This is a genomic window from Candidatus Dadabacteria bacterium, assembly GCA_026706695.1.
Taxonomy (GTDB): Bacteria; Desulfobacterota_D; UBA1144; order Nemesobacterales; family Nemesobacteraceae; genus Nemesobacter.
Genome location: JAPOYE010000023.1, coordinates 1 through 9,308 on the forward strand (window position 1 = coordinate 1; position 9,308 = coordinate 9,308).

The window sequence follows — 9,308 nt, forward strand, 5'->3', positions numbered from 1 at the left end:
CACATAAAACTGCCTTCAATCTTCCAAATCCACTTCAAAGAGTGAAAAAGCCGTGACACCCGCTGCCCTGTAACTTGACGGGGGGGATGTGAGCAGATATATTTTTTCACTGTTTAAAGCTTAACTGAAGATATGAGGGTGTTTTTGGAGATGCCTAAAATTTTGTTCACTATACAGCGAAGTCATTGTTCTTTATTTCAGGATGATGAAGTTATGAGAGTGATTGTGAAAAGAAATGAATTTTCAGATGACCACAGCACCCCCCCCCCTATTTAATCCGCGCGCGTTGCTTCGCGGCTCGGCCCGCGTCAGCGCAGGAATAAGAGATTCTTTTTCCGTTTCGTGCAAGATTCTTGTTCTGGTCTTTTTTGCGTTTGCGTTTTCGCTGCTCTCGGGAAATGCGTGGGCGATAAACTGTAATCGTACGCTTCCCTCTTCTCTCACCGACAGACATGTGCTTGAGGAGTTTTATTGCGACGCGGGAGGTCCGAACTGGACAAACAGAACCAACTGGGGTGCCGGCGGCGATCTAAACAACTGGCATGGGGTTACTGCTGATCAAGACTCTAAAGTCACTGCTCTGCGTCTCGGCAACAACAAGCTTAGCGGAACCATCACGTCTTACCTTATAAACCTGACCGAGCTTCAGGAGTTATATCTCGACAACAACAATCTCAGCGGAACCATCCCGCTTGTGCTTGGGAGACTGACCAAGCTTCGGAGGTTGATTCTCTTCGGCAACAATTTTAGCGGGAGCATCCCGTCTGAGCTCGGGAGACTGACCGAGCTTCAGGATTTGCAACTCTACAACAACAATCTCAGCGGGAGCATCCCGTCTGAGCTTGCGAATTTGGGAAGACTTACGAGGTTGCGGCTCGAGAACAACAATCTCAGCGGGAGCATTCCGTCTGAGCTCGGGAACATTGCCGTGATTTTTCTCGGCGAGAGACTGTATAACCTTCAGAAGTTGCATCTCCACAACAACAAGCTTAGCGGGAGCATTCCGTCTGAGCTCGGGAACATTGCCAGCCTTCGGGAGTTGAATCTCGACGAAAACCAGCTTAGCGGAACCATCCCGTCTGAGCTCGGGAACCTGACCCGGCTTATGGGGGGTGGGGTTGGGTTGGGCCTCCGCGAAAACCAGCTTAGCGGGAGCATTCCGTCTGAGCTCGGGAACCTGACCCAGCTTAGGGCGTTGGACCTCCGCAACAACCAGCTTAGCGGAACCATTCCGTCTGAGCTCGGGAACCTGACCCGGCTTAGCGCGTTGGACCTCCACGAAAACCAGCTTAGCGGAACCATCCCGCCTGAGCTCGGGGGTCTGACCGGGCTTAACCATTTGCATCTCTCCAACAACAAGCTTAGCGGGAGCATTCCGTCTGAGCTCGGGGATCTGACCCAGCGGCTTTTGTGGTTGACGCTCGAGAGAAACCAGCTCAGCGGAACCATCCCGCCTGAGCTCGGGGATCTGACCAGGCTTACGAATTTGCAACTCCACAACAACAAGCTTATCGGGAGCATCCCGACTCAGCTCGGGAACCTGACCAGGCTTACGGATTTGTATCTCCACAACAACAAGCTTATCGCAACCATCCCGTCTGAGCTCGGGAACCTGACCAAACTTTCGTATTTGTTGCTCGGCGGCAACAATCTTGTCGGGACCATTCCGACTCAGCTCGGGAACCTGCCCATGCTTTGGTGGTTGTGGCTTGGCAGCAACAATCTTATCGGAACCATCCCGTCTGAACTCGGGAACCTGCCCATGCTTACGAGGTTGTGGCTCGAGAACAACCAGCTTAGCGGGACCATCCCGTCTGAACTCGGGAACCTGCCCAGCTTGCGTCTCCACAACAACAATCTCAGCGGAACCACCTCGTCATCACCGCCGCCGTCACCATCACCGCCGCCGTCACCATCACCGCCGCCGTCACCATCACCGCCGCCTCCATCGCCTCCACAACCTCCACCGCCACCGGAATCCGACCATGACGCTCTGACCGAAGACAGGGCAGAGGGCGGGTTGGCCGTGAGCCCTAGCGGAGAAGGTACGAACCTCGCCACTTACGGTGAGGGAAATTACATTACAATCGAGTTAAGCGTCCCCGAGGGTGAAGGGCCACCGGATGACGTGCCGTCAATCATTCTTCCTTCCTCCCTTGTTGGGAGTGTCGAGACTGTTACCATTGATCTAAGCGTTCCTTCGGAAGAAGAACTGCCCGAAGGACTCAGTCTTGAAGGATTTACAGCGGAAGTTGGTCTTGATGGATACACGCTTGGGGAGGGTGAGACCGTGACGGTGTGTCTGCCCGCTCCGGGGGACGGCGGGCAGTCAGCATCTTATATTTACCGTTACCAGAAAGAGGGTTCGGGGTCTTTTTCGACGTCAAACATAGAGACGGTTGACGATGGTGAGGAGTCAGTGCCCGGGCTTTACCGTTACGACCGCGAGAGCGGGAGCTGGGAACCTGTTTCAGGGTCAAGAATGGATACGGTTAACGGTGTGGAATGCGTGTGCGGGGACACATCGTCTCTGCCGTCTTTTTTCGGGGTTTTCGTTAAGATTCCCGAACCTCCGGTTATGGAGGAGGAAGAAAGCGGTGGGGGATGTTCGGTTGCTTCTGATAGAGCGGGTGGAAGCGGGCCGCGAAGCGTCGTGTTTAACCTGCTTCTGATCATATCCTGTCTGCTGGCTGTTTCTTGGAGAAGGAGGCAGGATGCGTGTTTTTGGGAAAACACCGCGACCCGATAAAAGGGCACCTCTAAAACATGACATATTCTGAAACCAAAGATTCGCAGCCTCTCTATCGGTAAGATTTGCTCACCCGCGAATTTAATAAATCACTTTTTTAAGAAAAAGTCCCTGAGGGGGAGCGGTGAAGACATTTTTTGTCTTTTGTCCTTCTGCGAGTATTTGCCCGAACTCTTCAGGGGAGAGTTTCCCCTTTCCGGTTTGCACGAGAGTCCCGGTTATCATTCTCACCATTCTTTTCAGGAACCCGTCCGACTCTATTTCAACCAGAATTGTCCCTTCGTGGGTTTTGCTGACGTGAATCCGTTTTACTGTGCGTACAGTGGTTTTCACCGTTATGTCGGTCGTGGCGAAAACGGAGAAATCATGCGTTCCCTCAAGATATGCGGCGGCTTCTCTCATTTTTTTTGTATCAAGCTTCTCCTGGATGTGCCACACCATGTTTCTCTGAAGCGCGGGGGGATGTGGCCTGTTGAAAATCCTGTATTCGTATACCTTGCTTCGGGAGCTGAACTGCGCGTGAAAGCCGTCTGGGACCTCTTGGGCCTTGATGATTGATATGTCCCCGGGGAGTGTGGAATTAAGCGCTTTTCGCAGGGTCTCGGGATCCATCCGGGTTTCAGTGAGGAAGTTTGCCACTTGGCCAACAGCGTGCACTCCCGCGTCCGTTCTTCCCGAACCGGTTATCTTCGTATTTTCTCCTGTGATCTGCCCTAAGGCGTCCTCTATTGTCTTCTGTACCGTGGGAAGATCGCCCTGGCGCTGCCAGCCGTGGTAGTCCGTGCCGTCATACTCGATAATTATCTTTACGTTCTTCATTTCCGTCTGTCTTTGCCCGCCATCAGGCGACCGGTTCCTGCTTTCTAAGTTCTATTCTCGGGTCAAGTACGGCGTAGAGAAGGTCGACAATGAGATTTGCTATTACGAGCAGAAGCGCGTAGACGATCGTTATTCCGAGTACAACGGAGTAGTCCCTGTTTGCCACGGCAAAAACAAAAAACCTTCCCATTCCCGGTATCGCGAATATATGCTCGACGACAAAGGACCCTGTCACTAGGTAGGCGGTCAGGGGACCGAGCACAGTCACGACCGGTATAAGCGCGTTTCTCAGTATATGCTTCGTGAATATCTTCGTTCTTCCAAGTCCCTTCGCCCTAGCGGTTCTTACGAAAAACTGCCCCGACACGTCAAGCATGTTGGAACGTACGAGCCTTGAGATATAGGCGAACGGAGCCAGGCTCAGCGTTACCGCAGGAAGGACTATGTGCTTTGGCTCTCCCCAGAGGGCGGCCGGCAGAATCCCCCATCTAACGGAGAAAAAATATATGAGTGCCGCCCCGACGACGAAGCTCGGGACCGATACCAGTGACGTGGAGATCAGCACAGAGACAATGTCGTGGATGCTTCTTGGAAACAGTGAGGAAATCATTCCGACCACTGTTCCCATGAAAAACGCCAGCACCAAGGACACCAATCCGAGCCCCATCGAGACTGGCAGGGTTTCCTTTATTATGTCGGTAACCGGCCTGTCGTCGTATTTGTAGGAAGGTCCGAAGTCGCCGCGGGCCAGGTTCCCCATGTAGATGAAGTATTGTTTGTGTAGCGGCTTATCCATGTGATATTTCTTTTCAATGTTCTCGAGTATGTTCGGGGGAATGCTTTTCTCGGCGTCGAAAGGACCCCCGGGAAGTACCCTGAGCAGAAAGAAGGTTATGCTCGCGACCACGAGGATTACGACTGCTCCGGTCAGTATTCGAAAAGAGAGAAACTTAAGCATTACTCCGCCCCTCGGACTTCATCCGCGGTCTTCGGTGCGTGCGCGATAAATATCCTAAATTCAGGAAAGATCTTTTCTTATGGCCAGGGTTTTTCTGGATATCATACCCTTTTCGTCCTTGGCCACTATGGTGAAAAGATTCATTCCTTCCTCGAGAGTTAAGGGAAAAAGCAGGGGAACGTTGTTTTTCCCCGGTGTAAAAAGCTTTACCTTGTCGTCTTTTTTCCAAACCGAGACGCTCTCTATGCGGTCAGTGTCCCTGACCGATCCTTCCACTGTTATTTTGGAAGATTCCGTGGACATGGGGAAATCCGAAATCATGATGAAAGGAGGTTCTTCAAAGGTTTCTTCAAGAACTGAAATCTCCTGCCAGGCGCCGTCGGTTCCGTTCTCATCCGACGCTTCACCGGACGGACCGTCATAGCTTGCCCGAGCAACCCTGATGGCTTTTTCTTCAACCCAGCCTGCTAGAGAATTTTTCCCCTCAACCCGTATCCATCGCCCTGAAGTGCCGAGAATTTTTACCATGGAATTTTTCTGTGCCACAGCCACTTCGGGGGCAGCAGGGAAAGTTCCCCCAAGTATGGAACTTGAGTCCTTGAACAGGGCAGTTTTCTCTGCGGAAGTGGAAAAAAACGGTCTTTCCTGCTCGGAGACAGGCAGAATTATTTTCTGTGTCTTTATTTCCCGGAAGTCCTCATCCATTACGAGAAGCTCAAATTCCGTTTCACCACCTTTCCCGCTCTGCCTGAAACGAAAAGGCGCAAGTCTGGTTTCCCTTGGACGGAAGTTTTCAAGCTCAACTCTTCCTTTCTCAAGAAACACGTCGTCCCCCGAAAGATTCTTAAGGGTCGCTACCGTCTTTTCAGATGTTCCGTCTCCGGTGTTTTTCAATTTTATGTTGAGTACTATGGTTTCCTCAAGTTCCGCATGGCCGTTTCCGTTGCCTTTGCTTCCGAATCTCCCGTCGTCCACTACTTCGTGGTTATGGGAGTAGACGGGACGCTTGTCCGCCACGGTTTTTACGAGCAGGCTTTCTTCCGTAAAGGTTTTGTTCCCTGAACTCGTGAAAATGAGCTTGATACTGTCCTCTCTTGTGGTGACCCATCTGGGAACGGAAAACTTGACTCTTGAGATTTTGCTCTGCCCGGGGAGCAGTTTCCCGAACAGAAGCTCTCCATCGCTGTAAATGCGGTTCTCGCAGTCGGTAACAGCGCTGAGCCTGTATATCGGGTCAGGGCCGGAATTTGTCACCTTTATCTTAAGAAAACTTTCTTCCCCGGCCCGGAAAACTGTTTTCGAGGGAACCGTTTGGACCGATACGGAAGGCTTTTTTGCTTCACCGGCGGACCAGTCGATTCCCGTGTTTTCAATCCGTCTTCTGATTTCTTCAAGCTGGGCGTTGGAAAAATCGGTGGCTGTTGCATACATCTGTTCCCTGGTCTCCGCCAAGAGCATCCTTCTTGAAAGTTTCACGTAAAAATCATTCTTCAGCTTCTCAAGTTTCTGTGCTTTCGTAAGCGATTCGTCCGGCTGGATCTCGTCCTCGTCTTCTTCTTGGGGCGCCAGGCTCTCGTCGATGTACTTGATCGTGAATTCGGGGACTGGCATATACGGCTCCTCTTCCCCGTTTTCTCTTTTTTCGGGCAAAGGGTTATAGACGACTTTATCTTCGGTTATCACTGATCCCTGAAGAAGAATGTCGGGGGTTATGCCGCTGTCCTGGATGGAGATGTTGCCCGGGGTAAGATACTTTGCTATTGTGAGTTTCAAAGCGGCGCCGTCTTCGAACTCGAAAACCTTCTGGACCGATCCCTTGCCGAAGGATCTTTTTCCTATCACAAGTGCTCTTTTGTTGTTTTTAAGCGCCCCGGCTACTATTTCTGACGCACTTGCGCTTCCTTGGTCCACAAGCACTATCACCTTTCCCTTGTACTCAGGGTGCTTTGTCGTCGCTCTGTAGGTTTTAGCATAGTCCCTTGCTTTAGTTGTCATTATCGTTCCCGAGGAGAGGAAGAGGTCGGCTACTTTCTCTGCCTCTGAGAGAAGGCCTCCGGGGTTTCCTCTGAGATCGAGGATTATTCCGGTAATTGGGTAGGAGCGGCTGCTTACCTCTTTTTTTAGATCCGAGGACGTGTTTTTCTGGAAATTTCTTATTCTCAGGTAAAGAATATCGTTTTCAAGGTCAAACCCTTCGACGCTTTCTATCTTTATCGTGTCTCTTACTATCGAAAATTTCTTGGGCTTGGAAAAATTTTTTCTCGAGATAAGAAGGTTTGCTCTGGTCCCCTTTTTACCTCTTAGCTTCCCTACGGCTTCGAGAAGAGGCATGTTTATGGTCGATTCGTTTTCTATCTGCACGATCCGATCTTTGGTCTTTATCCCTGACCTGTAAGCCGGCGTGCCTTCTATCGGAGATATGACGGTCAACTGGCCATCTCTTATGCCGACCACTATTCCGAGTCCTCCGAAACTTCCTTCGGTGTCTATGAGAAACTCCTTGTAGATATCCGGCGGAATCATCGCGGAGTGGGGGTCAAGAACCTTCAGCATGCTGTCCGATATGGAATATTCTATGTTTTTGACGGTGCGGTCCTCGGTCCCTGTGTTAGAAAGGACAAAAGACACGACCTGGCCCAGAGTACTTGTGACGTCGTTTGGGGATGGCGACTCTTTTTCCTTGAATTTCTTTGCTTTTTCCTTTACGTGAACGGCGAAGACATTGCCCCGGTCTTGTGGAAACTCCACCAGCACGTCGTCAAGGAAGGTTTCAAGGCTGGAAACCCCTTTTTCAAGCATTTTCGCGTAGTCGATCTTGTTTTTGTCCAGATAAAACTTGTTTACGTGCTTAAGGGTGTCTTCGGCAATTTTTATGCTCTGACTGTTGTATTTGCGGTCAAGACTGACTGGCTCGGCGACAAGAAAAAAAGATAGGGCGATAATGGTTCCCAAGGCAAGAGCCAAGTACCCGTTTTTGAGAAACCTAGGGATTTTTTCAGACAATTCAGATCACCGTCCCGGAAACTGTATTATCAATTATAAAGCAGATTATATCAAACCGCTTTGTTTAAGGGACTGGCGCAGGAAGGAAAAAACAAAAAACAACGGGCAGAGAGAATTCCTTAATGATTCCCTCTGCCCGTTATTGGTAAATCAGCTAAAAATTATGAATCTTAGCCTGGTACTCCACCGAGAGGATTCCACTTCTCTGTAAGCAGAAGCATTCCCGGTATCAACAGGGTCACTATCGACTCTATTATGAACAGATAGGCTATCGGCTTGCCAAGATCCTTGCCCTGCGAGAACGCAAGGAAGCAGAGAAGCACCAGCAAAGCCCATGCCCAGCAGAAGTACGCAAAATACGCAAGCCCAAGTGCCTGGAAATGAGCCCCGTACCATATAAACACCACCGTTGCGAAAAGACAGTACACTCCTAGCCCTTTCGCGTCATGTCCGTGTACGAATACCGCGTAGACTATCAGGTATATCAACGCAAATACCGATACAAGCGCGGTAGCCGCCGTAAGACCAAGGGTGTGCAGTTTCCAGGCGGCAATCGCTATAAGCACGCCGACTCCCAGATTGAGCACGCCCACTTCCTTCGCTCCGGTTTTACCCAAAAGGGTCATTCCGTTCGCGAAGAACACAAACCCTACGAGCAGCAACACGTAACCTAACAAAGCTTCTATTGGAACCATACTAACCATACCTCCTGTATGAGATCATAACCGTTCCTAGCCCTCTACAAATCGGGGCATATCTCAACTTCTATCACAGATCGGTACTCAATGTCAAGCATAATTTTGACCGAGAGGAATTCCGGGAGTCGGTATTAACTTATGAAGTCAATAACTTCTTATCATCATCAGTCAGCCCGATTTTTCGCCGTTTTAGGGTCATTAGAGACGGTTTATCTTCTCAGAATCGTTCTTGTGCCTTAAAAACTGGCAGGTTATCTTATCTTACTATGACACGATTAGCTCCTATTAACAGGCTCTTCCGCCCAATTTCTCTTCATCTCAATTCGACTTTCCAAACCCTTTGACAAGTGAATGCCAGTAGAACCTGGGAGCCAATTTTTTCTTGTCGGATTTCAGTAAAGTTAAAATAATGAAGTTCATAACTTAGGGTTTTTATGGTATAATTACCCTGCAAGAGATCATTTTGACAAAGTAAGGAGGAATGCTATGGCGGATGAAAAGACGAGTGAGGGAGTAAACCCCAATATCTGGATAAGACCGCCTGAGGAAAAAAGTATCAAGAGCGGTATTGCGGGCACTGCCCCGAGCCCCCAGCCCGAAACACCGCCGAAATACAAAACCTTTGACGTACTCACGTTAAGGATAAGCAGTGAAGACTTCGAATTTCTCCAGAAACTCGAAAGAGAGATAATGAAAAGCCGTTCCAAGGAAAACAAGAAGGAGAGAATAACAAAAAACAGCATTATGCGGGCGATGCTCGCCTGTCTTAAGAACGTAAAATTCGACAGAAAAGACATTCCAGATGAAAATGAGCTTCGAATCAGGATGATGAGAGGCCTGAAAGACCTCCCTTCCTGGCTGTTTTAACCCTTATCACCTCACGATTCTAGCCCCAAATATTTTGTAAAATTCATGAATTTTCGGGTTGTTACTGCAGAAACCGAAAACTCTGCTTTAGGTATAAAAAAACACTTGACAAAAGGGGTGTAGATTTGATTGAATTTAAATCGGGTGAGGTTGCGTCTATTCGCATCCAACAGGACTGCCAACATTTTATCGACAGGGGAAAGCGGGTGTATGG

7 protein-coding genes are annotated in these 9,308 nt (G+C 49.7%); 2 read left to right on the plus strand and 5 right to left on the minus strand.

The genetic code is table 11. The features are described from left to right. Positions 1 to 247: 247 nt before the first annotated feature. Positions 248 to 2,749 carry a hypothetical protein gene (locus OXG10_02165; protein MCY3826173.1) on the plus strand — a complete coding sequence of 834 codons (2,502 nt, stop codon included), beginning with the start codon at positions 248 to 250 and terminating at the stop codon, positions 2,747 to 2,749. Between the two features lie 81 nt (positions 2,750 to 2,830). On the opposite strand, the gene truA is transcribed toward OXG10_02165, so the two are convergent. The 4 genes from truA to OXG10_02185 form a co-directional block, all read right to left on the minus strand. Then, a complete protein-coding gene (gene truA, locus OXG10_02170) occupies positions 2,831 to 3,568 on the minus strand; it encodes a tRNA pseudouridine(38-40) synthase TruA (protein MCY3826174.1) in 738 nt (245 codons plus the stop codon). Between the two features lie 22 nt (positions 3,569 to 3,590). Beyond that, complete coding sequence (locus OXG10_02175; GenBank protein MCY3826175.1) at positions 3,591 to 4,526, minus strand: ABC transporter permease; 936 nt, start codon at positions 4,524 to 4,526, stop codon at positions 3,591 to 3,593. 60 nt (positions 4,527 to 4,586) lie between these two features. Next, complete coding sequence (locus OXG10_02180; protein MCY3826176.1) at positions 4,587 to 7,529, minus strand: S41 family peptidase; 2,943 nt, start codon at positions 7,527 to 7,529, stop codon at positions 4,587 to 4,589. A 170-nt stretch (positions 7,530 to 7,699) separates the two neighbouring features. Continuing rightward, on the minus strand, positions 7,700 to 8,224 hold the full coding sequence (locus OXG10_02185) for a hypothetical protein (protein ID MCY3826177.1): 525 nt from the start codon (positions 8,222 to 8,224) through the stop codon (positions 7,700 to 7,702). A 489-nt stretch (positions 8,225 to 8,713) separates the two neighbouring features. On the opposite strand from OXG10_02185, the gene OXG10_02190 reads away from it, so the two are divergent. Beyond that, positions 8,714 to 9,094, plus strand: a complete 381-nt coding sequence (locus tag OXG10_02190) for a hypothetical protein (protein MCY3826178.1) — start codon at positions 8,714 to 8,716, stop codon at positions 9,092 to 9,094. Between the two features lie 11 nt (positions 9,095 to 9,105). Here the strand turns inward: OXG10_02190 and OXG10_02195 are convergent. Next, positions 9,106 to 9,308 (minus strand): hypothetical protein (locus OXG10_02195; GenBank protein ID MCY3826179.1); only part of this gene is annotated, 203 nt, incomplete at its 5' end.

Coding starts and splice junctions, on each gene's coding strand:
- OXG10_02185 (MCY3826177.1), bottom strand. CDS start 8,224: ATGGTTCCAATAGAAGCTTTGTTAGGTTACGTGTTGCTGCTCGTAGGG.
- truA (MCY3826174.1), bottom strand. CDS start 3,568: ATGAAGAACGTAAAGATAATTATCGAGTATGACGGCACGGACTACCAC.
- OXG10_02175 (MCY3826175.1), bottom strand. CDS start 4,526: ATGCTTAAGTTTCTCTCTTTTCGAATACTGACCGGAGCAGTCGTAATC.
- OXG10_02190 (MCY3826178.1), top strand. CDS start 8,714: ATGGCGGATGAAAAGACGAGTGAGGGAGTAAACCCCAATATCTGGATA.
- OXG10_02165 (MCY3826173.1), top strand. CDS start 248: ATGACCACAGCACCCCCCCCCCTATTTAATCCGCGCGCGTTGCTTCGC.